Origin of the sequence: Psychrobacillus sp. FSL K6-4615, assembly GCF_038008225.1 — a bacterium.
GTDB classification, from domain to species: domain Bacteria; phylum Bacillota; class Bacilli; order Bacillales_A; family Planococcaceae; genus Psychrobacillus; species Psychrobacillus psychrotolerans.
Window position 1 is genome coordinate 3,507,226 of record NZ_JBBOYQ010000001.1, and the last position, 25,496, is coordinate 3,532,721.

The 25,496-nt window shown below is 38.7% G+C and carries 40 protein-coding genes; all 40 read right to left on the reverse strand.

Annotated elements, in window-relative coordinates:
* The 40 genes from MKX53_RS17725 to MKX53_RS17920 all read right to left on the reverse strand — a co-directional run bounded on the left by MKX53_RS17725 (position 1) and on the right by MKX53_RS17920 (position 25,459).
* Positions 1–1,185, reverse strand: a complete 1,185-nt coding sequence (locus MKX53_RS17725) for an MFS transporter (protein ID WP_340764012.1) — start codon at positions 1,183–1,185, stop codon at positions 1–3.
* Between the two features lie 27 nt (positions 1,186–1,212).
* Positions 1,213–1,722, reverse strand: coding sequence for a GNAT family N-acetyltransferase (locus MKX53_RS17730; protein WP_340913003.1), 510 nt, complete (start codon positions 1,720–1,722; stop codon positions 1,213–1,215).
* A 167-nt stretch (positions 1,723–1,889) separates the two neighbouring features.
* Positions 1,890–2,282, reverse strand: a complete 393-nt coding sequence (rpsI, locus tag MKX53_RS17735) for a 30S ribosomal protein S9 (protein ID WP_093537835.1) — start codon at positions 2,280–2,282, stop codon at positions 1,890–1,892.
* Positions 2,283–2,304: 22 nt separating this feature from the next.
* Positions 2,305–2,742 carry a 50S ribosomal protein L13 gene (rplM, locus tag MKX53_RS17740; RefSeq protein ID WP_093537836.1) on the reverse strand — a complete coding sequence of 146 codons (438 nt, stop codon included), beginning with the start codon at positions 2,740–2,742 and terminating at the stop codon, positions 2,305–2,307.
* A gap of 166 nt (positions 2,743–2,908) precedes the next feature.
* Complete coding sequence (gene truA / locus MKX53_RS17745; RefSeq protein WP_093537837.1) at positions 2,909–3,658, reverse strand: tRNA pseudouridine(38-40) synthase TruA; 750 nt, start codon at positions 3,656–3,658, stop codon at positions 2,909–2,911.
* Between the two features lie 15 nt (positions 3,659–3,673).
* Entirely contained in the window at positions 3,674–4,471 is a 798-nt protein-coding gene (locus MKX53_RS17750) for an energy-coupling factor transporter transmembrane component T family protein (protein ID WP_340764019.1), read from the reverse strand.
* Entirely contained in the window at positions 4,471–5,340 is an 870-nt protein-coding gene (locus MKX53_RS17755; RefSeq protein WP_340764021.1) for an energy-coupling factor ABC transporter ATP-binding protein, read from the reverse strand. The genes MKX53_RS17750 and MKX53_RS17755 overlap by 1 nt, the downstream gene beginning before the upstream one ends.
* Positions 5,316–6,164, reverse strand: a complete 849-nt coding sequence (locus MKX53_RS17760) for an energy-coupling factor ABC transporter ATP-binding protein (RefSeq protein ID WP_093537840.1) — start codon at positions 6,162–6,164, stop codon at positions 5,316–5,318. Before MKX53_RS17760 ends, MKX53_RS17755 begins: the two co-directional genes overlap by 25 nt.
* A 321-nt stretch (positions 6,165–6,485) precedes the next feature.
* Positions 6,486–6,866: a 50S ribosomal protein L17 gene (gene rplQ / locus MKX53_RS17765; RefSeq protein ID WP_093537841.1), complete on the reverse strand. Its 381-nt coding sequence runs from the start codon at positions 6,864–6,866 to the stop codon at positions 6,486–6,488.
* A gap of 53 nt (positions 6,867–6,919) precedes the next feature.
* Positions 6,920–7,864, reverse strand: a complete 945-nt coding sequence (locus MKX53_RS17770; protein ID WP_093537842.1) for a DNA-directed RNA polymerase subunit alpha — start codon at positions 7,862–7,864, stop codon at positions 6,920–6,922.
* 134 nt (positions 7,865–7,998) lie between these two features.
* Complete coding sequence (gene rpsK, locus MKX53_RS17775; RefSeq protein ID WP_093537843.1) at positions 7,999–8,388, reverse strand: 30S ribosomal protein S11; 390 nt, start codon at positions 8,386–8,388, stop codon at positions 7,999–8,001.
* A gap of 25 nt (positions 8,389–8,413) precedes the next feature.
* The gene (gene rpsM / locus MKX53_RS17780; RefSeq protein ID WP_093537844.1) at positions 8,414–8,779 is read right to left on the reverse strand and encodes a 30S ribosomal protein S13; all 366 of its coding nucleotides are present in this window, start codon (positions 8,777–8,779) and stop codon (positions 8,414–8,416) included.
* A gap of 23 nt (positions 8,780–8,802) precedes the next feature.
* On the reverse strand, positions 8,803–8,916 hold the full coding sequence (gene rpmJ, locus MKX53_RS17785; protein ID WP_003247619.1) for a 50S ribosomal protein L36: 114 nt from the start codon (positions 8,914–8,916) through the stop codon (positions 8,803–8,805).
* 40 nt (positions 8,917–8,956) lie between these two features.
* The gene (gene infA / locus MKX53_RS17790) at positions 8,957–9,175 is read right to left on the reverse strand and encodes a translation initiation factor IF-1 (RefSeq protein WP_016429904.1); all 219 of its coding nucleotides are present in this window, start codon (positions 9,173–9,175) and stop codon (positions 8,957–8,959) included.
* A gap of 439 nt (positions 9,176–9,614) precedes the next feature.
* Positions 9,615–10,268, reverse strand: coding sequence for an adenylate kinase (locus tag MKX53_RS17795; protein WP_093537845.1), 654 nt, complete (start codon positions 10,266–10,268; stop codon positions 9,615–9,617).
* A 65-nt stretch (positions 10,269–10,333) separates the two neighbouring features.
* Positions 10,334–11,626: a preprotein translocase subunit SecY gene (gene secY, locus MKX53_RS17800; protein WP_093537846.1), complete on the reverse strand. Its 1,293-nt coding sequence runs from the start codon at positions 11,624–11,626 to the stop codon at positions 10,334–10,336.
* On the reverse strand, positions 11,626–12,066 hold the full coding sequence (gene rplO, locus MKX53_RS17805; RefSeq protein WP_093537847.1) for a 50S ribosomal protein L15: 441 nt from the start codon (positions 12,064–12,066) through the stop codon (positions 11,626–11,628). Before rplO ends, secY begins: the two co-directional genes overlap by 1 nt.
* A 32-nt stretch (positions 12,067–12,098) precedes the next feature.
* Positions 12,099–12,281 carry a 50S ribosomal protein L30 gene (gene rpmD / locus MKX53_RS17810; RefSeq protein WP_093537848.1) on the reverse strand — a complete coding sequence of 61 codons (183 nt, stop codon included), beginning with the start codon at positions 12,279–12,281 and terminating at the stop codon, positions 12,099–12,101.
* Between the two features lie 15 nt (positions 12,282–12,296).
* Positions 12,297–12,797, reverse strand: coding sequence for a 30S ribosomal protein S5 (gene rpsE / locus MKX53_RS17815; RefSeq protein ID WP_093537849.1), 501 nt, complete (start codon positions 12,795–12,797; stop codon positions 12,297–12,299).
* 21 nt (positions 12,798–12,818) lie between these two features.
* On the reverse strand, positions 12,819–13,178 hold the full coding sequence (gene rplR, locus MKX53_RS17820; protein WP_093537850.1) for a 50S ribosomal protein L18: 360 nt from the start codon (positions 13,176–13,178) through the stop codon (positions 12,819–12,821).
* 30 nt (positions 13,179–13,208) lie between these two features.
* The gene (rplF, locus tag MKX53_RS17825) at positions 13,209–13,748 is read right to left on the reverse strand and encodes a 50S ribosomal protein L6 (protein WP_093537851.1); all 540 of its coding nucleotides are present in this window, start codon (positions 13,746–13,748) and stop codon (positions 13,209–13,211) included.
* A gap of 30 nt (positions 13,749–13,778) precedes the next feature.
* A complete protein-coding gene (gene rpsH, locus MKX53_RS17830) occupies positions 13,779–14,177 on the reverse strand; it encodes a 30S ribosomal protein S8 (RefSeq protein WP_090567854.1) in 399 nt (132 codons plus the stop codon).
* Between the two features lie 30 nt (positions 14,178–14,207).
* Entirely contained in the window at positions 14,208–14,393 is a 186-nt protein-coding gene (locus tag MKX53_RS17835; protein ID WP_093537852.1) for a type Z 30S ribosomal protein S14, read from the reverse strand.
* An 18-nt stretch (positions 14,394–14,411) separates the two neighbouring features.
* The gene (gene rplE / locus MKX53_RS17840; protein ID WP_093537853.1) at positions 14,412–14,951 is read right to left on the reverse strand and encodes a 50S ribosomal protein L5; all 540 of its coding nucleotides are present in this window, start codon (positions 14,949–14,951) and stop codon (positions 14,412–14,414) included.
* A gap of 23 nt (positions 14,952–14,974) precedes the next feature.
* Complete coding sequence (gene rplX, locus MKX53_RS17845) at positions 14,975–15,283, reverse strand: 50S ribosomal protein L24 (protein WP_090567845.1); 309 nt, start codon at positions 15,281–15,283, stop codon at positions 14,975–14,977.
* A gap of 37 nt (positions 15,284–15,320) precedes the next feature.
* Positions 15,321–15,689: a 50S ribosomal protein L14 gene (rplN, locus tag MKX53_RS17850; RefSeq protein WP_053591327.1), complete on the reverse strand. Its 369-nt coding sequence runs from the start codon at positions 15,687–15,689 to the stop codon at positions 15,321–15,323.
* Positions 15,690–15,732: 43 nt separating this feature from the next.
* Complete coding sequence (gene rpsQ, locus MKX53_RS17855; RefSeq protein WP_090567844.1) at positions 15,733–15,996, reverse strand: 30S ribosomal protein S17; 264 nt, start codon at positions 15,994–15,996, stop codon at positions 15,733–15,735.
* Between the two features lie 18 nt (positions 15,997–16,014).
* Complete coding sequence (gene rpmC, locus MKX53_RS17860; RefSeq protein ID WP_093537854.1) at positions 16,015–16,215, reverse strand: 50S ribosomal protein L29; 201 nt, start codon at positions 16,213–16,215, stop codon at positions 16,015–16,017.
* Positions 16,205–16,639 carry a 50S ribosomal protein L16 gene (gene rplP, locus MKX53_RS17865; protein ID WP_093537855.1) on the reverse strand — a complete coding sequence of 145 codons (435 nt, stop codon included), beginning with the start codon at positions 16,637–16,639 and terminating at the stop codon, positions 16,205–16,207. Before rplP ends, rpmC begins: the two co-directional genes overlap by 11 nt.
* Position 16,640: 1 nt before the next feature.
* Positions 16,641–17,297, reverse strand: coding sequence for a 30S ribosomal protein S3 (gene rpsC, locus MKX53_RS17870; protein ID WP_093537856.1), 657 nt, complete (start codon positions 17,295–17,297; stop codon positions 16,641–16,643).
* Positions 17,298–17,300: 3 nt separating this feature from the next.
* On the reverse strand, positions 17,301–17,645 hold the full coding sequence (gene rplV / locus MKX53_RS17875) for a 50S ribosomal protein L22 (RefSeq protein WP_093537857.1): 345 nt from the start codon (positions 17,643–17,645) through the stop codon (positions 17,301–17,303).
* Positions 17,646–17,665: 20 nt separating this feature from the next.
* The gene (rpsS, locus tag MKX53_RS17880) at positions 17,666–17,944 is read right to left on the reverse strand and encodes a 30S ribosomal protein S19 (protein ID WP_093537858.1); all 279 of its coding nucleotides are present in this window, start codon (positions 17,942–17,944) and stop codon (positions 17,666–17,668) included.
* Positions 17,945–18,004: 60 nt separating this feature from the next.
* On the reverse strand, positions 18,005–18,835 hold the full coding sequence (gene rplB / locus MKX53_RS17885; RefSeq protein WP_093537859.1) for a 50S ribosomal protein L2: 831 nt from the start codon (positions 18,833–18,835) through the stop codon (positions 18,005–18,007).
* Between the two features lie 42 nt (positions 18,836–18,877).
* Complete coding sequence (gene rplW, locus MKX53_RS17890) at positions 18,878–19,162, reverse strand: 50S ribosomal protein L23 (protein ID WP_093537860.1); 285 nt, start codon at positions 19,160–19,162, stop codon at positions 18,878–18,880.
* Complete coding sequence (gene rplD, locus MKX53_RS17895; RefSeq protein WP_093537861.1) at positions 19,162–19,785, reverse strand: 50S ribosomal protein L4; 624 nt, start codon at positions 19,783–19,785, stop codon at positions 19,162–19,164. The genes rplW and rplD overlap by 1 nt, the downstream gene beginning before the upstream one ends.
* A 26-nt stretch (positions 19,786–19,811) precedes the next feature.
* On the reverse strand, positions 19,812–20,441 hold the full coding sequence (rplC, locus tag MKX53_RS17900; RefSeq protein WP_093537862.1) for a 50S ribosomal protein L3: 630 nt from the start codon (positions 20,439–20,441) through the stop codon (positions 19,812–19,814).
* A 44-nt stretch (positions 20,442–20,485) separates the two neighbouring features.
* Complete coding sequence (rpsJ, locus tag MKX53_RS17905) at positions 20,486–20,794, reverse strand: 30S ribosomal protein S10 (protein WP_042478628.1); 309 nt, start codon at positions 20,792–20,794, stop codon at positions 20,486–20,488.
* A 378-nt stretch (positions 20,795–21,172) separates the two neighbouring features.
* On the reverse strand, positions 21,173–22,489 hold the full coding sequence (locus tag MKX53_RS17910; protein ID WP_340771089.1) for a Na+/H+ antiporter family protein: 1,317 nt from the start codon (positions 22,487–22,489) through the stop codon (positions 21,173–21,175).
* A 239-nt stretch (positions 22,490–22,728) separates the two neighbouring features.
* On the reverse strand, positions 22,729–24,708 hold the full coding sequence (locus MKX53_RS17915; protein ID WP_340913006.1) for an FtsX-like permease family protein: 1,980 nt from the start codon (positions 24,706–24,708) through the stop codon (positions 22,729–22,731).
* Entirely contained in the window at positions 24,698–25,459 is a 762-nt protein-coding gene (locus MKX53_RS17920) for an ABC transporter ATP-binding protein (RefSeq protein WP_340913009.1), read from the reverse strand. The genes MKX53_RS17915 and MKX53_RS17920 overlap by 11 nt, the downstream gene beginning before the upstream one ends.
* Positions 25,460–25,496: the final 37 nt, after the last annotated feature.

A 25,496-nucleotide genomic window follows, 5' to 3' on the forward strand; every position in this document is an offset into this window, starting at 1 on the left:
TTAGAATTGTCCACGTATTTTTGAACTATAATAGAACGATGGGATTGCCAGTAAAGTAACTACTGAAATGATGAAAAAGACTAAAGCACCGCTGCTCATCGTATCTAACAGTACTCCACCTAGGCTCGGACCCACTATTCGACCGACAGACTTTACACCGGAAAGAGCGAAGTAAGTCCCCTTCTCCTGATCCTCACACATTCCATCCAAATGGATATCGACCATGGTAAATACTAATACTTCGCCAGCAGTAAAAATAACCATCGCGGCTATCAACCATATAATTGAATCACTTTGCCCAAAGAAAAATAATCCCATAGACAATAACCCACTTCCAATCATTAAGGAAGTAGTGGTGCTTATCAATTCTCCAAGCTTGTAAACGAAGTACTGAATGACTAATACAGTAATAGCATTTGTAGTTATGAGCCAAGCAAAATATTGTATCGCTAGTTCATGGTGAAAGGACTTCCCTAAGTATTGACTAAAAGTGGAGTCAAACTGACTATATCCAAAGCTAATAAATATCAATGCCAACACAAAAATTAAAAAACTAGTATCCTTTTTAAAGACATGAAACGAATGAAATATTGACGGGTTCGTTGTGCTGATCGGATTCAGTTTCAACGGGTACCTTTTAAATATAATGATGAAGATCAATATATTAAGTAAGAAAATAAAACCTACAATAAAAAATAAGTTCGCCATTCCATACTGTTGAAAGTATACAGAAGTAAGCGGTGCAATTGCCGCAGATATATTAATCAAAAAGTAACGGATATTAAATATTAACCGTCGATTTTCCGGCTCTGTATATAAACTCAGTAATACTCGATAAGTAGGCTCCACCACTGCTTGACTTACTCCAAGCAAAGCAGCAAATGCGATAAACCCTGAATAATGCTCGATAAAAGGGAAATAAAAATAACAGATTAAATATCCAATGAGCCCAATAATAATGACTTTGTTTTTCGGATACTTATCAATATATGGTCCTACAAAAAAACTCATTACCAAATTGGATAGAGCCAAAGTTGATATAATCGTTCCAATTTGCATGCCCGAGTAGTGGAATTCGTCGAGCAGAAAAAGCGTTAAATAAGGCAACACTAAAAACGTTCCAAAACGAGCAATAAAAATACTAACAAGAATTGTGCTCGTGACAATATTAAATTTGCTTCTCATACATTTCCTCTTTTTCTTTCTATATCATTACTTTTTTTGATATGTATACACACTAACTTCTTTACCCTTTAAGATTACTTCTTTCTCTAAATGCATTCCATTTTTGTTGGCTATACGGATAGACCTGGTGTTTTCCTTCTGAATAAGAGAGATTAGACGCGTTAAACCTAACTGTTCAACTCCTCTGTTAAGTAGGGCACTTGCTGCTTCTATTGCGTAACCATTTCCCCAAAATTCTTTAGCGATCCAATAGCCAATTTCTAGTTCATCTTCTCCATCAATTTGTTGTGGTATTATTCCCGCATGTCCCACTGGAACTCCATCTTTTTTACGAATTAGCAGCTTTAAGCCATACTCTCCATTCTTCTTGTAGTGACTCTGAATTCTTTCTAAAAAGGCATGTGATTCTTCTCTATTCCGCGTATTGCCATTCCCTATATACTTCATCATCTGGGAATCGCTTAACATCGAATATAAAAAGTCCATGTCCCCTTGCTCATATAGACGAAAAATTAATCTTTGTGAGGTAAACTCCATATACTCCTCTCCTTTATAGGTATTATTGTTTTTAAATATACACCTCTCAAAATATACACACAATCACTTTTTAAACAATTGGACAATCGTCTATTTTCCCTAAAGACTAATAAAAAAAAGCACTCCCCGAGAAAACTCGAGAAGTGCTTTGAACTGATAATATAATATTAACGTTTTGAGAACTGAGGTGCACGACGAGCGCCTTTAAGTCCTGGTTTTTTACGTTCTTTCATACGTGGATCACGTGTTAAGAATCCTGCTGATTTCAATGCTGGACGGAAATCAGGATCTACTGTAAGTAGTGCACGTGCAATACCATGACGGATTGCTCCTGCTTGTCCTGTGAATCCACCACCGTTAACGTTTACGTGTACATCGTAGCTACCTAAAGTTTGAGTAGTTACTAATGGTTGTTTAATAATTTCACGTAAAGTTTCGTATGGTACGTAGTCTTCTACGTCACGTTTGTTGATAACGATATTTCCTTCGCCCGGTACTAAACGTACACGTGCTACTGAACTTTTACGGCGACCAGTGCCGATATATTGAACTTGTGCCAAGTGAATGTCCTCCTCTTAATTATTATCCGCGAAGCTCGTATGCTTCTGGTTTTTGTGCTGCATGTGGGTGTTCTGCTCCAGTGTATACATGAAGCTTGCTGAACGTTTGACGACCTAAAGAGTTTTTAGGAAGCATTCCTTTAATAGCTAGCTCAAGCATTTTTGTTGGGTACTTAGTACGCATTTCTAAAGCTGTACGTTGTTTAAGTCCACCAGAGAATTGAGTGTGACGGTAGTAAATTTTGTCATTTAGCTTGTTCCCAGTTAAATGAATTTTTTCTGCATTAAGAATGATCACATGATCACCTGTGTCAACATTCGGTGTGAATGTTGGTTTGTTTTTTCCACGTAAAATAGCTGCAACTTCTGAAGCTAGACGACCAAGTGTTTGGCCTTCAGCGTCTACTACTAACCATTTACGTTCTACTTCGTGACCCTTAGCCATGAATGTTGTACGCATGTATTTTGTCCTCCTAATTCAATCATAATCGATCTAAAATTTTCTATATCCTCATACCAATAAGTTTCGGGGCTTATATTGTGGGGTTAAGAAATACCATACATCATCATACCCCGGAAACAACAATTAGTCAAGCGTTTTTCGTAAAACACCTGGTGATGTTGTTTCATCCACCATACGCTACTTTTTCAAGGTATAAACCGTGTGCTGGCGCGGTTTTCCCTGCTTCCTTTCTGTCACACGATGAGAGGATCTTGGAAATACTCTCCACACTTTTTTTTTGAATGCCAACTTCCCATAATGTACCCGCAATTATACGCACCATATTATATAAAAACCCACTTCCACTAATGACCATTTGAAGTTGTTGAGTTTCTTTTTTCACTTCAAAGTTAATAGAGTAAATAGTTCTCACAAAGTCATTTACATTCGTCTTCGCTGCACAAAAACTTGAAAAATCATGGGTTCCCAGTAAATGTTGAGCTGCTTCCTGCATCAATGCAATATCTGGTTTGTAACGATCTGCATGGACGGAAAAATCACGCTCAAAAGGACTATGTATTTCACTAAGTGACCAAATATAACGATACGTTTTTCCAACAGCATGGTATCTGGCATGAAAATCATCCGATACTTGCTCAATCGACAAAATACGAATATCTCTAGGAAGTTGAACATTCAAAGCAGTGCTCCAACGATCTACCGGAAATGTTAGTGGACTATCAAAGTGAATAACTTGTCCTGTTGCATGAACACCAGCATCTGTTCTTCCACTCGCAACTATTTTCACAACTGTGCCTTTATGAATCGTTTCTAAGACACGCTCTATTTCTAATTGAACAGTCCGTTTCCCTGGTTGAATTTGATAACCAGAAAACTGACTTCCATCATAACTAATAATCGCTCGAAGTCTCATCCTACCCCCTCCTCATCAGTTTCTAAAGTAAACCAGTATTACAGCTAGTACGACGAGCGTAAGGAGGGTTAGCGTGTCTCTGAGTGCCCATTCTAGCTTCCGGTATCTCGTGCGACCTTCTCCCCCTCTATACCCTCTTACTTCCATCGCTGTTGCTAAGTCTTCTGCTCGCTTAAAAGCACTAACAAACAACGGGATAAGAAGTGGTACAATCGCATTCATTCTTTCCTTCATATTCCCCGTTGTCATATCAGATCCTCTAGCCATTTGTGCTTTCATAATCTTATCCGTCTCATCCATTAAAGTTGGGATAAATCTTAACGAAATAGACATCATAAGTGCCAATTCATGTACAGGTAATTTCCATTTTTTTAATGGATTCAACAAGATTTCTAATGCATCTGTTATCGAAATAGGTGTAGTAGTTAATGTGAGAATTGATGTTAAAATAACGAGTACGGTAAAGCGAATTGAGATGAATATCCCTTGCTTCAAGCCTTCCTCATAAATTTTGATAAACTTCCAATCCAATATAATTGGACCTTCTCGAGTGAAAAACAAATGCAATAAAAACGTAAATATAATTAAAAAAACGACCGGTTTTAACCCATTAATCAAAAAATATAGTCTAATTTTCGATAGTTTAATGATAAGAAAAGTAAACACCAATAAGATCCCGTAGGTAATCCAGTTATTTGCAATGAAGACAACCATAATAAAGAAAAATACAAATATTAACTTTGCACGAGCGTCTAAACGGTGTATAAAAGAATCTCCCGGAATATAGCGACCAAATATCATTTTCTCTAGCATTAGATTTCACGCTCCTTTTTCAACAGGCGTGCAAGTTCCTCTGCTAAGGCCTCTTCCGTTAAACAAAGACTTGGCAGTTTTTTGTTCATCATCTCTTCTAGTTTCTTTTGAAACTTAATAGATTGAGGTAATTCTAAACGATAATCCATTAAACGATCCTCATCAGAGAATATCTCTTTTGGTATTCCTTGCAGCACACATCGACCATTATGCATAATTGCAATTCGATCTGCATATCTTGCCGCATCTTCCATGCTATGCGTTACAAGAATAGTCGTTAAGCCTTTTTCTATATGGAGTTTATAAAACAGGTCCATAATTTCTTTCCGACCTCTTGGATCAAGCCCAGCTGTCGGTTCATCTAATACTAATACTTCCGGATTCATCGCAAGGACTCCCGCAATAGCAACTCTTCGCATTTGCCCACCAGAGAGGTCAAAGGGTGACTTTTCCATTACCTCTTCAGGCAACCCAAGTAACCTCACTAATTCAATAGCACGTTGTCTTGCTTCCTCTTCTGGCACCCCAAAGTTCATAGGTCCAAACATAATATCCTTTAAAACTGTTTCATCAAATAATTGATGCTCGGGAAATTGAAAGACTATCCCTACCTTTTGTCTAATTTCTCTTAGTTTTTTGTTCTTTTTACCTGCCACAACTTCCGTGCCACCGATACGAATAACACCTTCTGTAGGCTTCAGCAAAGCATTTAAATGCTGTAGCACTGTAGACTTCCCTGAGCCTGTATGACCAATGATAGCTTGATAAGAACCTGAGGGAATAAGTAAATCTACATCGTATAAAGCTCTTTTTTCAAATGGTGTATCTTTGGCATACGCATAACTTACTTGTTGAAGTGAGATGTCCATAAATCATTCACCAACTCTTCTTCTGACATATGGTCTGCTACAAGTTGCACACCTTGCGCTCGCAGTAGCCTAGACATATTCATTGCAAAAGGAAGATCCAATCCTAAATCGATTAGCTCCTGCCCTCTTTCAAATACCTCATGTGGTGAACCTGTTGCGTATTTCTCTCCCTGGTTCATAACAATTACACGATCAGCGAGAAGTGCTTCTTCTAAATCGTGTGTGATAGAGATTACTGTTAGATCTGTTTCTTTCCTTAACTCGTGCACTGTCTGAAGTACCTCTTCTCTCCCCTGAGGATCTAACATAGAAGTTGCCTCGTCTAACAGCAAAATACTTGGTTGAAGCGCGATAGCTCCCGCAATGGCAACTCTTTGCTTCTGTCCACCAGAGAGATGGTGCGGCTCACTATTCATAAAGTCACTCATTTTCACTTTTGCTAATGAAGCATGTACTCGTTCCACCATTTCCTCAAAGGGGATGCCGTTATTTTCTAACGCAAATGCAACATCATCTTGAACTGTTGCTCCAACAAACTGGTTATCTGGATTTTGAAATACCATTCCCATTTTAGAGCGTGTGTCCCATAAATTATGTTCGTTTAATGGTTCTCCAAATATCCGTACTGTTCCCGTCTGAGGAAATAGAAGACCATTCATTAATCGTGCTAATGTCGATTTGCCAGAACCATTATGGCCAACAATCGCCACCCATTCACCTTCATTAATAGTATAAGAGACATTCTGTATAGCTGGGCGTATACCGATATCTTCCTCTGCATATGTAAAAGTAACTTCCTGTAAAGAAATAATTTCGCGTTTCATCCTTTACCTCCTCTGCTCAACTCAGCTGTGCTAATAGTTTACAACATTTTACGATAAATTAAAAAAGCGCGCACCTCATTTTGAGAAATGCGCTCTTCTATAACTTATTTCTTGATTGGTTGCTCAAGACCAACCAGAAAATGAGGTGCGTAGAGCTAGACGAGACGCCACTTCTTAAAATTCAAAGAATTTCATAAGCCCGCTCATCGTAACACTCTGCTTTTATATTGTCGTATAAATCTGTTTGAAAAAAAGAGGGCGGTAGAAACCCACCAAATACCCTCTTCAATTTGGCAGACGAATAAACGTCTGAAAATTAAATTAAACTAACTCAATTACTACTACTGGTGCTCCGTCTCCGCGACGAGGTCCAGCTTTCATAATACGAGTGTAACCGCCTTGACGATCAGCATAGCGTGGTGCTACATCATCAAACAATTTTTGTAAAGCATAGATTGTTGATTCGTTTCCTTCTTCATCAGTAGAAGTAACGACCTCACGACGAATGTAAGCCGCAGCTTGACGACGAGCGTGTAAATCTCCGCGTTTACCTAAAGTGATCATTTTTTCAACAACAGAACGTAATTCTTTTGCACGTGCTTCAGTAGTTTGAATACGCTCATTAATAATTAGGTCCGTTGTTAAGTCACGTAACATCGCTTTACGTTGAGAACTTGTACGTCCAAGTTTTCTGTAACCCATGGATGTTTCCCTCCTTTGGTGAATAATTCAAGTCTTGCTATATCAAAACCCGTTTAGTCTTCTTTACGTAATCCTAAACCAAGCTCATCTAACTTCGCTCTTACTTCTTCTAAAGATTTACGTCCAAGGTTTCTTACTTTCATCATATCGTCTTCTGACTTGCTTGCAAGCTCAAGTACTGTATTAATACCAGCGCGTTTTAAGCAATTATAAGAACGAACAGAAAGATCAAGTTCTTCAATAGTCATCTCTAAAACTTTTTCTTTTTGATCTTCTTCTTTTTCGACCATGATTTCAGCAGTTTGTGCCTCGTCTGTCATCCCTACAAAAATATTTAAGTGCTCTGTTAAAATTTTCGCTCCAAGAGAAATCGCCTCTTTAGGACCTGTGCTGCCATCTGTCCACACATCAAGTGTAAGCTTATCGAAGTTGGACATTTGCCCAACACGAGTATTTTCCACTTGGAAATTCACGCGTGAAACTGGAGTATAAATAGAGTCGATCGGGATTACGCCGATAGGAAGATCCTCACGTTTGTTTTGAACAGCAGGAGTGTAGCCACGGCCTCGACCTGCGTACATACGCATACGGAAATGACCATTTTTGCTGATTGTAGCAATATAGAGTTCCGGGTTTAAAATTTCTACGTCACTGTCATGTGTAATGTCAGCGGCAGTAATCATTCCCTCACCTTTAACATCAATCTCAATGACTTTTTCCTCGTCAGAGTAGATTTTTAAAGCTAGCTTTTTCACATTCATAATAATAGATGCTACATCTTCCACTACGCCTTCAATAGTTGAAAACTCGTGTAAAACGCCATCAATTTGAATAGAAGTAACTGCAGCTCCTGGTAAAGACGACAGAAGGATGCGTCGTAAAGAATTTCCCAAAGTATTTCCATAGCCACGTTCAAGCGGTTCTACAACAAATTTACCAAACTTGGTATTTTCGCTGATTTCTACACTTTCAATCTTTGGTTTTTCGATTTCGATCATTCCAATTTACCCTCCCTCAAAACATCGAATGTATAGGTTCTTTCCATCATGAATTCGATCGTTAACTGATTGCTGTTAATACAACCTCAGTCTGTACAATAAATGATGTTCTCAAACAAGTTGAGTATCACCTATTAAACGCGACGACGTTTTGGTGGACGGCAACCATTATGTGGTACTGGTGTTACGTCTTTAATTGCTGTAACTTCTAGACCTGCAGCTTGAAGTGCGCGAATTGCCGCTTCACGACCAGCTCCTGGTCCTTTAACTGTTACTTCTAAAGTTTTAATACCATGTTCCATTGAAGTCTTTGCAGCAGCTTCTGCAGCCATTTGTGCAGCGAATGGAGTAGATTTACGAGAACCTCTAAATCCAAGAGCTCCAGCACTTGACCAAGAAAGTGCATTTCCTTGCATGTCTGTGATAGTCACAATTGTGTTGTTAAATGTTGAGCGAATGTGAGCAATACCGGATTCGATATTCTTTTTCACACGACGCTTACGTGTTTGTTGTTTACGTGCCATGTTAAGAAGAAACCTCCTTTACCGATTATTTTTTCTTGTTAGCTACTGTTTTACGTGGACCTTTACGAGTACGTGCATTGTTCTTCGTATTTTGTCCGCGTACTGGTAAGCCTCTACGATGACGGATACCACGGAATGAACCGATTTCCATCAATCGTTTAATGTTTAGTGATACTTCGCGACGAAGGTCACCTTCTACTTTATATACACCGATTTGTTCACGGATTTTGTTTAGTTCGTCTTCTGTAAGATCACGTACACGTGTTTCTTCAGAAATACCAGCTCCCGCTAATACTTTTTGAGAAGTCGTTTTACCAATACCGAAAATGTATGTTAATGCAATAACAACGCGTTTGTCGCGTGGAATGTCAACACCAGCAATACGTGCCATATGTGTCGTGCACCTCCTTCTTATTATCCTTGTCTTTGTTTGTGTTTAGGATTTTCACAGATTACCATTACTTTACCGCGTCGGCGAATTACCTTACATTTTTCGCAGATCGGTTTCACAGATGGTCTCACTTTCATCTAACCTAACCTCCTTAGTAGTCCGGAGTGCAAAAGATTATTATTTAAAACGGTACGTAATACGACCGCGAGTTAAATCGTAAGGAGAAAGTTCAATTGTGACTTTATCTCCAGGTAAAATACGGATGAAATGCATACGAATTTTACCCGATACATGCGCAAGAATCGTATGACCGTTTTCTAATTCTACCTTAAACATCGCGTTTGGCAAAGTCTCAACAACTGTTCCTTCGACTTCAATTACATCATCTTTCGCCATCAACCCTGTCTCCCTTCTATATACAAATCAGGTTCTCATCAATGCTCAAACGTAATTTGCTGTTAGTATAGCCTCAATAGGAACGAAACTATTCGTTCAAGCATATGTTTGGAAATCATGAGAGATGTTCGAAAGACACTCGTAAGGTTTCGCTTATAGCAATCCACGGAGTAGACCGTCTCCCTCATGTCAACATGTTCGTACGAATGTGTTGGATGAGTTCCATAGTACCCGTTCGTTACACAGATGCTTCCACGAAACCCATTATACATCGTAAGTATTTTAAATGCACGTGGACAAGGGAGTCCGCGCTTTTGATGCATTCCTTTTCCTCCGAACGTATACCGGGCGCAATATGCTTTTGCAGCTCTCGAAAAAAACATTTTCGTTCTTTGCATACTACCCGGGTATTCAGTCGTCTGCGACAGGCACCGGGCAATTATATGCGGTTGCCCTGTAACAGAGCATCAAGATCAGCGAATACTAGTTTAATATCCTGCTGTCCATCTATATTAGATAAAACACCTTTGTCTTCATAAAAATCAAGCAAAGGTTGTGTTTGCTTCATATTTACTTCCAGACGGTTAGTTACCGTTTCCGGATTATCATCAGCACGTTGATAAAGCTCTCCACCATCTTTGTCACATACCCCATCTTTAGCAGGTGGATTAAAGACTAAATGATAAGCAGTTCCACATTCTTTACAAATGCGGCGACCTGTTAGACGTTTGATTAATTCTTCTTGTTCTACTTGAATATTAAGCACATGCTCAATAGATTTATCGATATCCGAAAGCAAAGCATCTAGTGCATCTGCTTGTGGAACTGTACGAGGAAATCCATCAAGTAGGAATCCTTTTTCACAGTCTGGTTTACTTAATCTTTCGCGGACAATACCAATCGTTACTTCATCAGGTACCAAGGCACCTTGATCCATAAACGATTTTGCTTTTAAACCTAGTTCCGTACCATCTTTAATAGCTGCACGAAACATATCGCCTGTAGAAATATGAGGGATTGCGTACTTCTCAACAATTTTATCTGCCTGAGTACCTTTTCCGGCACCAGGTAAACCCATTAAAACGATATTCATACGAAAATGCCCCCCAGGACTATATAGTTGATTTTTAGGAACATTAACGTCCCTAAAAACCCACCTTATTTCATAAAGCCTTTATAATGACGTTTAACTAGTTGGGATTCTAGCTGTTTCATCGTTTCGAGTGCAACCCCAACTACGATTAACAAACTTGTTCCGCCAATTTGTGCTGATTGCGGTAAATCCGCATACTTCACAAATAGCATCGGCATGATTGAAATAATAGCTAAGAATATAGCTCCAACAAATGTTAAACGATACAAGACGCTAGTTAAATAGTTTTGTGTATTGATCCCTGGACGAATTCCAGGAATATACGCACCTTGCTTTTTCAAATTGTCTGCTACATTTTCTGGGTTCACTTGAATGAACGCATAGAAGTAAGTAAAAGCAATGATCAAAGCAATATAAATTGTCATACCAATAGGTTGTGTATAATCTAATGCTCTCGTAATAGCATCGGTAGTGTTATTCTGACCGAAGAATAAAACGATTGACTGAGGCGCCATAAGAAACGCTGATGCAAAGATTACCGGAATTACTCCCGCAGCATTAACTTTTAAAGGTAAGTGAGTCTGTTGACCGCCTGTTTGAGCAGCACCAGAAACACGTTTCGCATATTGAATTGGAATTTTACGCAACGCTTGTTGAACGTAAATTACTCCAACTGTTACTGCGATAATCGCCAATAAAAGTAAAATGATGATTACTATATTGATAAACAGTGCATCTCCTGCACCTTCAATTTGTTGCGCATACACTTGGTTAACTGCGTTTGGAATGGCAGCAGCAATACCAGCGAAGATAATAATAGATATACCATTACCAACACCTTTAGCGGTAATTTGCTCTCCTAACCACATTAAAAATGCAGTTCCGGCTGTCAAAACAAGTGCAATAACTAAGTATGTCAATATACCGTCATCTTTTATTAAAGAACCACTATACATACGGTTAAAACCGTAAGACATAGCAATTGCTTGAACAAAAGCTAACACAATTGTGAAGTATCGAGTGAATTGTGCAAGTTTCCGTCTTCCGACTTCCCCTTGTTTTGCCCACTCAGTAAACTTCGGAACAACATCCATTTGTAGTAATTGTACTATGATGGATGCAGTGATGTAAGGCATGATACCCATTGCTAAAATAGAAAAGTTAGCAAGGGCTCCGCCACCGAATGTATTAAGGAAACCAATCAAACCCATTTGGTCTGTTTGTTTTAATACATCAGCATCAACGTAAGGTACTGGAACAAATGTCCCAATACGGAAGACGATTAACATCAATAAAGTAAAAATGATTTTATTTCTTATATCTCTAACACGCATAAAGTTGGAGATTGTCTGAAACATTAAACCACCTCTGTTGATCCGCCAGCGTTCTCAATTGCTTCTTTTGCTGATGCAGAGAATTTATGAGCTCTTACAGTTAACTTTTTACCAAGAGTTCCATTACCTAGAATCTTGATACCAGATTTCTCACTGCTCACAACACCTGTTTCTATTAATAGAGCAGGTGTAACTTCTGTGCCGTCTTCGAAACGATTTAATGTGTCAAGGTTCACAATTGCGAATTCTTTACGATTAATGTTCGTAAATCCACGTTTTGGTAAACGACGGAATAACGGGTTTTGACCGCCCTCAAATCCTGGACGAACGCCTCCGCCTGAACGAGCGTTTTGACCTTTATGACCTTTACCTGATGTTTTACCAGTTCCAGACCCGATTCCACGTCCGATACGCTTGCGCGAAGAACGAGAACCTTCTGATGGCTTTAACTCATGAAGTTTCATATGGTGGCACCTCCTTATTCTTAAAATAAAACTTATATTTCTTTAGTTGTTACTAGATGAGCTACTTTTTTAACCATGCCACGAATAGCGACATTGTCTTGATGCTCAACTGTTTGATGCATTTTACGTAATCCAAGAGCTTCTACTGTTTTGCGTTGAGTTGGTTTAGTACCAATCAAGCTTCTAGTCAGGGTAATTTCTAGTTTAGTTGCCATTGTAATTTCCCCCCCTTATCCTAACAGTTCTTCTACTGATTTACCACGCAATTTAGCAACGTCTTCAGCACGTTTTAACTGAGTTAAACCTTGTACTGTAGCACGTACCATGTTAATTGGTGTATTAGAACCAAGTGATTTAGAAAGAATATCTGTAATACCAGCTAATTCAAGTACTGCACGAACTGGTCCACCAGCAATAACTCCTGTACCAGGCGCTGCAGGTTTAACTAGAATAGAACCGGCACCAAAATGTCCTACAACTAAATGAGGAGTAGTCCCTTTAACTCTTGGTACTTCTATTAAGTTTTTCTTCGCGTCTTCAACAGCTTTACGGATAGCATCTGGAACTTCTTGTGCTTTACCAGTACCAAATCCTACATGTCCATCTTTGTCACCGACAACTACTAATGCAGTAAAACGGAAACGACGTCCACCTTTTACAACTTTAGCAACACGGTTGATCGTTACTACGCGTTCTTCAAGTTCAAGTTTGTTTGGGTCAATACCACGCATGAAATATGTCCCTCCTTCTTCTTAAAATTCTAAGCCGTTTTCACGTGCAGCTTCAGCTAACGCTTTAACACGTCCATGATATAAGTAACCGCCACGGTCAAATACAACAGATTTGATGTTTTTTTCTGTAGCGCGTTTTGCGATTGTTTCACCGATCAATTTAGCAGCTTCTACATTTCCAGCTGTTCCATTGAAATCTTTATCCATAGTGGATGCACTTGCGATTGTAACACCTTGAGTATCATCAATCAGTTGTGCGTATAAATGTTTATTAGAACGGAATACATTTAAACGAGGACGTTCAGTAGTACCCGTGATTTTTGTACGAACACGTACATGACGTCTCTTACGAACTTGATTTTTGTCTTGTTTCGTAATCACAGTGGTCACTCCTTTCTAATGCGAAAAGCATTATTTACCTGTTTTACCTTCTTTACGGCGTACAACTTCGCCTTCATAACGAATACCTTTACCTTTATACGGCTCTGGTGGACGAACTTGACGAATGTTAGATGCTAAAGCACCAACACGTTCTTTATCAATACCGCGAATGATAATTTTTGTATTTGCAGGAACTTCAACTACTAGTCCGTCTTCAGGAGTGAACTCAACTGGATGTGAGTACCCTACATTAAGTACAAGTTTAGTTCCTTGTAATTGTGCACGATAACCTACCCCAACTAATTCAAGTGCACGTTCAAATCCTTGAGAAACACCCGTGATCATGTTAGCTAGCAAAGCGCGAGTTGTACCATGAATTGTACGGTGCTCTTTTGAATCCGAAGGGCGTACTAAAGTTATTACAGTACCTTCTTGCTCAATTTTAATATCTTGGTTAAAAGATTTTGTTAATTCACCTTTTGGTCCTTTTACAACTACTGTGTTTTCAGCGCTAACTGTTACAGTAACTTCTGCAGGAACCTCTATTGGTTTTTTACCTACTCGAGACATTTTGTTGCACCTCCATTCGTTTGTTGATTATTACCAAACGTAAGCTACGATTTCTCCGCCAACTTGTTTAGCGCGAGCTTCTTTATCTGTTAATAAACCATTTGAAGTAGAAACTAAAGCGATTCCTAAACCGTTCAATACTTTAGGTACTTCGTTTGTTTTAGCGTAAACGCGTAGACCAGGTTTTGAAATACGTTTCAAACCAGTAATAACGCGCTCGTCATTTTGACCATATTTTAAGAAGATACGGATGATACCTTGTTTGCTATCTTCTACATATTCAACATCACGGATGAAACCTTCGCGTTTTAAAATCTCCGCGATTTCCTTTTTCAGGTTTGAAGCAGGAACTTCTAATTTCTCGTGACGAACCATGTTAGCATTACGAATGCGTGTAAGCATATCTGCAATTGGATCTGACATTGTCATTACATTTACCTCCTTCCCAGTTATAGGGGATTACCAGCTTGCTTTTTTAACGCCAGGAATTTGTCCCTTGTATGCAAGTTCACGGAAACAAATACGGCAAAGCTTGAATTTACGATATACAGAGTGCGGACGTCCACAACGCTCACAGCGTGTGTATGCTTGCACTTGGAACTTTGGCGTACGTTGTTGTTTAACGATCATTGATTTTTTAGCCACGTTTTCGCCTCCCTTAATTTACTTTTGGAATGGCATACCGAATTGTGTTAATAACTCGCGAGCTTCTTCGTCAGAATTCGCAGTTGTTACAATTACGATGTCCATACCGCGTACTTTCGAAACTTTATCATAATCGATTTCAGGGAAGATCAATTGCTCTTTGATTCCTAGAGTGTAGTTACCGCGACCGTCGAATGCTTTTTTAGAAACACCACGGAAGTCACGTACACGCGGAAGAGAAATAGCGATTAATTTATCCAAGAAGTCATACATACGTTCTCCACGTAGAGTGACTTTTGTACCGATTGGCATACCTTCACGTAGACGGAATGTAGCGATCGATTTTTTAGCTTTCGTAACTACAGGTTTTTGTCCTGAAATAATTTGTAATTCCTCAACAGCTGCGTCAAGCGCTTTTGTATTAGAAACAGCATCACCAACACCCATATTGATAACAATTTTATCAACTTTAGGTACTTGCATTACTGATTTATATTCAAATTTGCTCATTAGAGCAGGAGAAACTTCCTTAAGATACTTTTCTTTTAGGCGGTTCATGTGTGTACCTCCCTTCTCTTTACTTATTTAATAATTTCACCGGATTTTTTCGCAACACGAACTTTTTTGCCATCTTCCACTTTAGAACCTACGCGAGTCGGCTCGCCGGTTTTAGGGTCAATTAACATAACATTCGATACGTGGATTGCAGCCTCGTGGCTTACAATTCCTCCTTGCGGATTAGCTTGGTTTGGCTTCATATGTTTTTTGATGATGTTTACACCTTCAACTAACACACGGTCTTTCTTAGGAAAAGCAGTAAGAACAACACCTGTTTTACCTTTGTCTTTACCTGAGATTACCATTACTTTGTCGCCTTTTTTAACATGCATTCTTGTCGCACCTCCTTGATTGGCACTTTCATGTAAATTAAAGAACTTCTGGAGCTAATGAAACGATTTTCATAAAGTTGCTGTCGCGTAATTCACGAGCAACTGGTCCGAAGATACGAGTTCCACGCGGGCCTTTATCATCTTTGATAATAACGCAAGCATTTTCATCAAATTTGATATAAGTTCCGTCTTTACGGCGTACGCCGCTTTTAGTGCGAACGATTACAGCTTTAACGACGTCACCCTTCTTGACAACGCCACCTGGTGTTGCTTTCTTAACTGTACATACGACGATATCGCCGATATTAGCAGTCTTACGTCCAGTACCACCAAGTACTTTAATAGTTAAAACTTCGCGTGCACCTGAGTTGTCAGCAACTTTCATACGAGTTTCTTGTTGGATCACTTAGGTAACCTCCCTTCGGAATATATTAGTTCCGAACTTATTATTAGATAATAACCGCTTTTTCTACAACTTCCAATAGGCGGAAACGTTTAGTAGCTGATAGCGGACGAGTTTCCATGATACGGACGATATCTCCGATTTGGGCTTCGTTCTGCTCATCATGAGCTTTAAATTTCTTAGAATACTTAACACGTTTACCGTATAACTTGTGTTTTTTATGAGTTTCAATTAAAACAGAAATTGTTTTATCCATTTTATCTGATACCACACGGCCAGTGTATACTTTGCGTTGATTACGCTCAGTCATGCCAGAAAACCTCCTTTATCAGTTGTTTGCACTGATTTCTCTTTCACGAACCACAGTTTTCATACGCGCGATCGCTTTACGAACTTCGCGAATGCGAGCTGTGTTTTCTAATTGACCAGTCGCCAATTGGAAGCGTAGGTTGAAAAGCTCTTCTTTCAGTGATTTTACCTTTTGTTCTATTTCTGCAGTAGTAAGGTCACGGATGTCATTAGCTTTCATTAGATTCACCACCAATTTCTTGACGTTTGATTATTTTACATTTAATCGGAAGCTTATGTGATGCTAATCGCAATGCTTCACGAGCAACTTCTTCAGAAACGCCAGCTATTTCAAACATAATTTTTCCAGGTTTTACAACTGCTACCCATCCTTCAGGAGCACCTTTACCTGAACCCATACGTACCTCAAGAGGCTTTTTCGTATAAGGTTTGTGAGGGAATATTTTAATCCATACTTTACCGCCACGTTTCATGTAACGTGTCATTGCAATACGGGCTGCTTCAATTTGACGACTTGTGATCCAGCTTGCTTCAGTTGCTTGTAAACCAAACTCACCAAATGCTATTTCTTTGCCGCCTTTTGCTTCACCACGCATTTTCCCACGGTGTTCACGACGATATTTAACGCGTTTAGGCATTAACATATTATTTGCCTCCTTCCTCAGAGTTCTTCTTAACTGGAAGGACTTCACCACGATAGATCCATACTTTAACGCCAAGCTTACCATAAGTTGTGTCAGCTTCAGCATGTGCATAATCAATGTCAGCACGTAATGTATGAAGTGGTACAGTTCCTTCGCTGTAATGTTCAGCACGAGCAATGTCAGCGCCGCCTAAGCGTCCAGATACTTGAGTTTTAATACCTTTAGCGCCAGAACGCATTGTGCGTTGAATTGCTTGTTTTTGAGCACGACGGAAAGATACGCGCCCTTCTAGTTGGCGTGCAATACTTTCTGCTACTAATTTAGCATCTAAGTCAGCTCGTTTTATTTCAACAATATTTATGTGTACACGTTTACCAGTTAAATCGTTCAAGTGCTTGCGAAGTGCTTCCACTTCCGTACCACCTTTACCGATTACCATACCTGGTTTAGCTGTGTGAATTGAAACATTAACACGTTTTGCAGCGCGTTCGATTTCTACAGTAGAAACAGAAGCTTCTTTCAAACGAGTTTCGATGTACTTACGGATTTTCAAGTCTTCGTGTAGTAGAGTTGCATAGTCTTTACCAGCGTACCATTTTGACTCCCAGTCACGAATGATGCCTACTCGTAATCCTATAGGATGTACTTTTTGACCCACGAATTATCCCTCCTTCTTCTCTGATACCACGATTGTGATGTGGCTAGTACGTTTGTTAATAGCACTTGCACGTCCCATAGCACGTGGGCGGAAACGTTTTAATGTTGGACCTTCATCAACAAAGACTTCAGAAACAACTAGGTTATTTACATCTAAATCATAATTGTGCTCAGCGTTGGCAACTGCGGATTTTAATACCTTTTCAACTACAGGCGATGCTGCTTTTGGAGTAAGTTTTAAAATTGCAACTGCTTCACCGATTTGCTTACCTCTGATTAAATCAACGACTAATCTTACTTTACGAGGGGCAATGCGCACTGTTTTAGCAATAGCTTTTGCTTGTGACATTTTAATGACCTCCTCTCAAATTAGCGTCTTGTTTTCTTATCATCAGAACCATGACTACCTATAGCGCGTGTTGGTGCAAACTCGCCAAGTTTATGACCTACCATATCTTCAGTTACGTATACAGGAACATGTTTGCGTCCGTCATATACAGCGATTGTTAACCCGATAAAAGTAGGGAAAATTGTAGAACGGCGAGACCAAGTCTTAATCACTTGTTTTTTCTCAGAGTCCTTTTGTGCATCGACCTTCTTAATTAGATGATCGTCTGCGAAAGGTCCTTTTTTCAAGCTACGACCCATGCTGAAACCTCCCTCCGTGATGACACCACGGTTCTATCTGCGAACCGTAGTAAGACCACTTTATTTTTTACGACGACGAATGATAAGTTTGTCGGATTTGTTTTTCTTGTTACGAGTTTTGTATCCAAGAGTTGGTTTACCCCATGGAGACATTGGTGACTTACGACCGATTGGAGTTTTACCTTCACCACCACCATGTGGGTGATCGTTCGGGTTCATTACTGATCCACGTACAGTTGGGCGTTTACCTAACCAACGATTACGACCAGCTTTACCAATGTTCACAAGTTCGTGTTGTTCGTTTCCTACTTCACCGATAGTTGCACGGCAAACACCTAGGATTAAACGAACTTCACCAGATTGTAAACGTACGATTACGTACTTACCTTCTTTACCAAGTAATTGAGCAGATGTACCAGCAGAACGAACTAACTGACCACCTTTACCAGGTTTCATTTCAATGTTATGGATAGTAGTACCCATTGGGATGTTTTGTAATGGAAGAGCGTTTCCTGCTTTGATATCAGCTTCTGGTCCTGACACGATTGTCATTCCCACTTCTAAGCCTTTAGGAGCTAGGATGTAACGTTTTTCCCCATCCGCATAATTAATTAATGCGATATTCGCAGTACGGTTTGGATCATATTCAATAGTAGCAACGCGTCCTGGTATACCATCTTTATTTCGTTTGAAATCAATGATACGGTATTGACGCTTATGTCCACCACCATGATGACGAACAGTAATTTTACCTTGATTGTTACGGCCGCCTTTACGTTTCACAGGAGCAAGTAGAGATTTCTCTGGCTTGTCAGTTGTGATTTCAGCGTAATCTAATGAAGTCATGTTACGACGTCCGTTTGTCGTTGGTTTATACTTTCTAATCGCCATGTTATTCCCTCCTTCTTGATTATTAATTCCTTTTTATAAGGATTAGATTTCGAATAACTCGATTTCTTTGCTTTCTAGAGTTAACGTAACAATAGCTTTACGACGCTTGTTCGTATACCCACCAAATTTACCTACGCGTTTGTATTTTCCTTTGTAGTTCATGATGTTAACTTTCTCAACATCTACTCCGAAAATTTCTTCAATTGCGTATTTAACTTGAGTTTTATTGGCACGAGTGTCCACTTCGAAAGTGTACTTTTTATCTGCCATTACTTCAGAAGAACGCTCGGTAATGACCGGACGTTTAATAATATCACGTGCTTCCATTATCCAAGCACCTCCTCTACTTTTTCTACTGCTGCTTTAGTCATTACAACTTTGTTATGACCGATTAAATCTAAAACGTTAATGCCTGTTGCAGACACTACTGTGATTCCAGGGATGTTACGAGCAGCTAATGCTACTGTTTCATCTAAATCAGCAGTTACGAATAACGCTTTTTTATCGATTGAAAGGTTAGATAACACTTTCACGAAGTCTTTTGTTTTTGGTGCATCAAATGCTAAACCTTCAAGTACTACGATGCTTTCTTCACGAGCTTTTGTTGAAAGCGCTGAAAGAAGTGCTAAACGACGTACTTTTCTAGGTAATTTGAAGCTGTAACTACGTGGAGTTGGTCCGAAAACAACACCACCACCACGCCATTGTGGAGAGCGGATAGAACCTTGGCGAGCACGTCCAGTTCCTTTTTGTTTCCATGGTTTACGTCCACCACCAGCAACTTCAGAACGGTTTTTCACTTTGTGATTACCTTGACGAAGTGAAGCGCGTTGAGAAATGATAGCGTCAAATAAGACAGATTCATTTGGTTCGATACCGAAAATTTTATCGTTCAATTCGATTTCGCCAACTGAAGTTCCTGCTTGATTGAATAATGATACTTTTGCCATTCCTGTTTCCTCCTTTCTTTAGAGAATTATTTCGATTTAATAGCAGCTTTAACTACTACTAATGATTTACGAGAACCAGGAACATTACCTTTTACTAATAATAGGTTACGTTCAGCATCCACTCTTACGATTTCTAAGTTTTGGATTGTTACTGTATGTCCACCCATTTGACCAGGTAATTTCTTTTGTTTGAATACACGGTTCGGAGCAACTGGCCCCATTGAACCTGGACGACGGTGGTAACGAGATCCATGGGCCATTGGTCCACGAGATTGTCCGTGGCGTTTAATAACACCTTGGAAACCTTTACCTTTAGTAGTACCTGTTACATCAATTACATCGCCTTCTGTAAAACTTTCTACCTTGACTTCTTGACCAACTTCGTAATTAGCTGTATCCAATCCGCTGAATTCGCGGATGAAGCGCTTAGGAGCAGTGCTTGCTTTAGCTACGTGCCCTTTCGCAGGTTTGTTAGAAAGCTTTTCGCGCTTGTCTTCAAAACCTAACTGAATAGCTTCGTAACCGTCTGTTTCAACTGTTTTCTTTTGAAGTACTACGTTTGGAGTAGCTTCAATAACAGTTACAGGGATTAAGTCACCGTTCTCAGCAAATACTTGCGTCATACCGATTTTTCTACCTAAGATTCCTTTGGTCATCCGTCACACCTCCTATAATAATTTGTGTTTTTTATTTTTTACCATTAAAGTTTGATTTCAATATCAACGCCAGATGGTAAATCAAGCTTCATTAACGCATCAACAGTTTGTGGTGTTGGGTTAACGATATCGATAAGACGTTTATGCGTACGCATTTCGAATTGCTCACGAGAATCTTTATACTTATGAACAGCACGAAGAATCGTATAAACAGATCTTTCAGTCGGAAGTGGAATCGGACCCGATACACTTGCACCTGAACGTTTAGCAGTTTCCACAATTTTCTCAGCAGATTGATCCAGAATTCTATGATCATACGCTTTTAAACGGATACGAATTTTTTGTTTTGCCATTACTTTCCCTCCTTTTCGCCTATTTTCTAGACATTCTCCACGAAAATTTTCCGTACACTCGCCATGGCAAAGCGGCCGGGTGTGTCGGTAACCTCTCGCTTCATCGCAGTCAAAGACCAACATTCAACATTATACACATTAAAAAAATATTTCGCAAGTGTTTTTTACGAAATTATTTTTAAAGTTATAACCGCATTACTTTTCTATAATACTTATGTTTTTCTAAGCCGTTTTCTAGTATATAAAATTCTAGTGAAAATAGCAACTGATAACAATAATAATATATACGCAACACGCATACTCTTCTGCAAGCTCTTTAAAGTTACTATAACTAGAAAGGGATATCTCTTCTATAGAGATATCCCTTTCTAGTTATTACTATAGAACAAACACAACTGCAATCCATCCGAAAAGCACGAGCGGAATATTATAAGCAACAAACGTGGGAACACAAGTATCCCATATATGGTTATGTTGTCCATCTACATTCAATCCTGCAGTTGGGCCAAGCGTTGAGTCAGAAGCAGGTGACCCGGCATCACCTAAAGCACCTGCTGTGCCTATTAATGCAATTGTTGCTAATGGACTTAATCCAAGTTCCATTGCAAGCGGTACAAAGATGGCAGCTATTATAGGGATAGTAGCAAATGATGAACCGATCCCCATCGTTACAACCAAACCTACTATTAACATAATCAGCACTGCTATACTCACATTACCCTGTAATAATCCCGAAGATGCTTCTACAAGACTTTCTACATGCCCCGTAGCATTAATAACCGCTGCAAATCCATTTGCTGTGATCATAACGAATCCTACAAAGGCCATCATACGCATGCCTTCAGTGAGAAGTACATCCGCTTCTTTCCTTTTTAATGCACCACTGACATAAAGGACAACGATACCAGCAAGTGCTCCGGCAATCATAGAATCGGTTTCAACTTGAACTGTCAAAGCCGCAACCAAAGAAATAATAGTAAAAACTATACTACTTTTCTTTACATCTACTTCTAGATCATTCACTTCTACTTCTTGCTGCTTATAACTTCTGGGTTTCCGAAACAAGACAAATGCCATTACAAGTCCAAATACCATTCCTAGAGCTGGAACTGCCATCGCCTTAGGAATATCGCTTAAAGCTATTTCTAATCCTGATAACCCCATCTGTGTAGCAACGATGTCTTGATAAATTGCACCAAACCCGTATGGCAAAAACATATACGGAGTAATTAAACCGAAAGCTAAAATACAAGCTATCAATCTTCGATCCACTTGCAACATATTTAACACTTTTAAGATGGGTGGTACCAGTAATGGGATGAAGGCAATATGAATCGGAATTAAGTTCTGCGAGAATACAGCCATCATAAGTAACAACAAGAATACTAAAGCTTTCACTAGCCCTACTTTATTGGAGTCTCCTTTACTCTTTACTAACTTCAAGATGGCTAACACTAATAACTCAGGTATACCAGTCTTGGAGATAGCGATGGCAAAGCCTCCTAGTAACGCATAGCTAAGTGCTATGGTCGCCCCAGCTCCTAACCCACCTGTAAATGCATCAATGGTTTCCGCAACGGATAAACCGGCTGTAAGGCCTCCTACAAGGGCCCCTATAATTAAGGAGAATACTACGTTGATACGAAGTAAACTCAATACTAACATGACTATTACCGCTATTAAGACAGCATTCAACTTCACCACTCACTTTCACGCACTAGATTACTAATAGGTAGAAGTTTATATTTTTTTAATGAAAATGTCAATAGATTATATAATAATCTAAATCACTTTTAAAACTAACCTTGTCGGAATGAACAAGTCTATCTCCTGAGCACAAACCTGTACTAATAAAATATTACTCATTCAATATCTATGAAAAACTCTATGCAAAAACAAAAGCCTGACCTCCAAATGGAAATCAAGCTTTTGTATTATAAGGCTGCTTCTACTACCTTTCGATAATAACCTGCTGAAAGAATCGCAAAGATGGAGTAAAGAACAATATATATACCCATTGTGATTAATAAGGGAGCAACCAACTCGGTGCCAAATAAAATCCAACCCGATTTTACTGCAAAATAACTATGTGCTAAGCCTATTATTAATGGAAAACCGAAGTTAAACAACTGCTTACGTCGGATCCCTCTCATAATCTCATTAGTAGTAAAGCCCATTTTGCGTAAAATTTTATAGGTTCCTTTTTCTTCATCCGCCTCAGACATTTGTTTAAAGTACAGAATACTACCTGTAGCTATTAAAAACGCTAAGCCTAAAAATCCACTTATAAAAATGGTCATTCCAAGTGAATCTAACATATTTATGCGATAATCTTCCTGTGATTGTACACTGACTGTGTTTGTTGCTCGATCATTACCTGGAATTGGCATTTCCACTGACACTTTATTTGCTTCAAATACTTCTTGCGCCTTTATTAATTGATTTTCTTCCTTCAAATCCATACCAACTATTTTTTGGTTCTTAGTAAGAGGATCGTTAAGTAGCTTTTGAAAATATGTGTCTGACACTACGACTGTAAAAAAACCAAAATAGTGATAATCAGGTATTAGTCGATCCTCTATAACTTCCTTAATAAATATTTCATCTTTACCTGTAGAAGTATTAAACTGTATAGGTTTTTGTCCTTCTATTCTTATGTTTTCTGCGCTCAAACTATCGTAACCTATTATATAACCTTCCTCTTCTTGTAATTGAAGATTAGGAAGCTTTTTTTGAATTGCCTTTAGGCTAACAACTTGTACACCTAACTCGGTGGATAAAGTTTTATCTAACGCAGCTTTCTTGATCAATAAAGTACGGACATCTGATGGAACCGCTAGTATGTCAATATCATACCTAGTATATTGAATTCCTTCTTTATCAAATTCTCCAACCATTTCAAAACCAGTATCCTCATACATTATAAAATCATAAGGTACTGCTTGATTCGCCACTGAGTCCGTTGAATAGTAGGAGATGTAGGTTAATGTTAATATTGCTAGCGTAGTCGCGGACAATACTGTAATAGTAGTCAGAGACATCGCATTGGCTTTCATTCGATGCATGATTGTTGATAACGATAATACATCTTGAATAGATAGCAAACCTTTTTTACTTTTTCTTATAAGGTTTAGGATTAACGCTACCGAAAATCGAAATACAAAATAGGTTCCACCAACCGTTAAAGCAAGTATAGATACCATTTTGAATAACAGTATATTGGCAGAAGGTAAGTTATCCAAGTCTAATAGTGTCGTCGATAGATAGTAGCCATACCCTATAGAAATCAACCCTACAAATCCTAAAAACATCTGAAAGGCATTAAACTTTTTGACCCTTTCATCTGCGACTGCGGTTGTTGTAATTAGAGCTAGTAGAGTTACTCTTTTAATTCTTATTGCGGTTTGCAAAATTACTATCAATAAAAGTACCGAGAAAACAACTACAGTAACCATTAACGCTTCCATAGAAAATGAGAGCTCTACAAATACATCCTTTTCTACTATTTTTAATAGTATCATTACAAATATTCTTGAGGTAAGTAAACCTACTAATACACCAATGACAATAGCACTGAACCAAAGAATAATATTCTCAATTGCTATTAGTCTAGCCACTAAGCTTTTGGACATGCCGACTAGCTGGTATAAACCAATTTCCTTGCTCCGTCTATTCATGAAGAGCTTATTAGCATAGAGTACAAAGAAAGTTACGATAAATAATAATAAATAGGAAGCTGCTTTTAATGCAGCTGAAGATCTACCAGTACCGATTTCATTAACGATTGCTGGATTGTACTGTAAAGTGACAAAAGAATAATATAATGAAACACTGAATACTAAAGCAAAAACATAGAGATAATAACTCTTTATATTTTTCCTCATACTTCTTAAAACCAATTGATTAAGCGTCATAGCCATCACCACTCAATACACCTTGGGTATTCATGATCTCTTGGAAAAATTGTTTGCGATCCTTGTCACCCTTATACAACTCAGAATATATCTGTCCGTCCTTTAAAAATAGAACACGTGAGCAAAAGCTTGCCGCTACAGAGTCATGTGTTACCATCATAATCGTGACTTTCTTTTCTTTGTTGATTTTTTCCAAATTACTTAACAATGCAGTAGCAGATTTGGAATCTAGAGCTCCAGTTGGCTCATCTGCAAATACAATAGAAGGATTACCGACTAGTGCCCTTGCCGCTGATGTTCTTTGCTTTTGTCCACCAGATATCTCATTAGGATATTTGTTTAATATATCTTCAATTCCTAAAAGAACTGTAATCTCATTTATCTTGTCCTCCCCCTCGCTCTTAGAGGTCTTACCTACAGATAATGGAAGATAAATATTTTCTTTAACTGTTAGCGTATCCAACAAATTATAATCCTGAAAGATAAAACCAAGCTGTTCTCTTCTGAATTTGGAAAGCTTCTGTTCTTTCATTTTTTGAAGATTATTATTGTTAATCTCAATTATTCCAGATGTAACTTTATCAATTGAAGCTAAGACATTTAATAGGGTTGTTTTCCCTGAGCCCGAAGGTCCCATAATCCCAACAAATTCCCCTTCTCGTACTTCTATGTCAATATCCTTTAATACTTCCTGAGTATTGGATTTTTTACCAAATACTTTTTTAATCTTTCGACCTCGTAAAATAACCATGGTCTACCTCCTACCTTTTATTAACTTCATTTTACCC